Source organism: Nonomuraea diastatica, from assembly GCF_004349015.1.
Lineage (GTDB): Bacteria > Actinomycetota > Actinomycetes > Streptosporangiales > Streptosporangiaceae > Nonomuraea > Nonomuraea diastatica.
The window spans coordinates 1-1406 of sequence record NZ_SMKP01000413.1 but is presented as its reverse complement, the minus strand read 5'-3'; the positions used below and the strand labels follow the sequence as shown (position 1 = coordinate 1406).

Sequence of the window (1406 nt, the reverse complement as noted above, 5' to 3'; positions counted from 1 at the left end):
TACTCCAGTGACACTTGGCGATCTTGAAGGATCGGGTCACATGGCGACGGCCACCGCGTGATCATTCGGAGTTTGTGAAGACAACCAAAGATCGTGCGGTGGCCGCGAGCCACAGCGTAGACCCTGACGGCTGGATGGTCATCTTCAACGAGCTGATGGCCCGGATCGCCGGCCGGTTCGGCCGCATCGAACCACGTCGCGCGGCGAATGCATACGTGCGTGGGCTGCTGGCCGACCTCGACCGTAAGAACTGCTGGAACCTGGCCGAACACGCCGGACTGGCCGGCCCGCAGAAACTGCAGCGGCTGCTGCGCACCGCCCGGTGGGACGCCGACGCCGTGCGCGATGACGTGCGTGCCTTCGTCGTCGATCGGCTCGGCCCCGGCGGCGTGCTGATCGCCGATGAGACCGGGTTCGTCAAGAAGGGCGCTCGCTCGGCCGGGGTGCAGCGGCAATACAGCGGCACAGCGGGCCGGATCGAGAACTGCCAGATCGGGGTGTTCCTGGCCTACGCCACACCGGCCGGGCGGGCGCTGCTGGACCGGCGGCTCTATCTGCCCGAACACACCTGGCTGGCCGACTCCGACCGATGCCAGGCGGCCGGCATTCCGGACGAGGCGGGCTTTGCCACCAAGCCCGCGCTGGCCACCGCCATGGTGCTGGCCGCGCTGCAGGCCGGGGTGCCCGCCCGCTGGGTGACCGGTGATGAGGTCTACGGCCAGGACCCGCGCCTGCGCGCTGCTCTGGAGGAGCGCCGGATGGGATACGTGCTGGCCATCGCGGGCAACCGGCGCGTCGAGCTCGAAGGGGTCCAGGTAAACGCGGCCGAGGTCGCCGCGCGAGTGGCCGACCGGCACTGGCACCGCTACCGCGCCGGACAGGGAGCCAAGGGCCCGCGCTGGTATGCCTGGGCCTGGGCCCACATCGACGAGAACGCGACGAACGGATATCGGTGGCTGCTGATCCGCCGCAACCTGACCACCGGCGAGCTGGCGTTCTACCGCTGCTACGCGCCCACCCGGCAGCCCTTGATAGCCCTAGTCAAGATCGCAGGAGTGCGATGGGCCGTCGAGGAGTCCTTCCAAGCCGCCAAAGGCCAGGCCGGCCTCGACCACTACCAGGTCCGCGGCTGGACGGCCTGGCACCGGCACATCACCCTGGCCATGCTCGCCCTGGCCCTGCTGGCCGCCATCGCCGCCGCCCAACCGTCCAGCACCACAGACGACGGCATCCCCCTGACCCTGCCCGAGATCCGCCGACTGCTCGCCGCCCTCGTGCTGATCCGGCACCGCTCCATCACGGACGTTCTGCGCTGGTCACACTGGCGCCGACGCCACCAAGCCACAGCCCGGCACTACCACTACCAGCGCCGATCCGATCCATGATCGCGATGTGTCACTGGAGTA

1 protein-coding gene is annotated in these 1406 nt (G+C 69.3%); it reads left to right on the top strand.

Annotated features, from left to right (window positions below; translation table 11 throughout):
* Window positions 1–134 precede the first annotated feature (134 nt).
* Entirely contained in the window at window positions 135–1385 is a 1251-nt protein-coding gene (locus E1294_RS51930) for an IS701 family transposase (protein ID WP_425465293.1), read from the top strand.
* Window positions 1386–1406: the final 21 nt, after the last annotated feature.

Bases quoted from the DNA above. Each gene is read 5' to 3' on its own strand.
- E1294_RS51930 (WP_425465293.1), top strand. From the start codon at position 135: ATGGTCATCTTCAACGAGCTGATGGCCCGGATCGCCGGCCGGTTCGGC.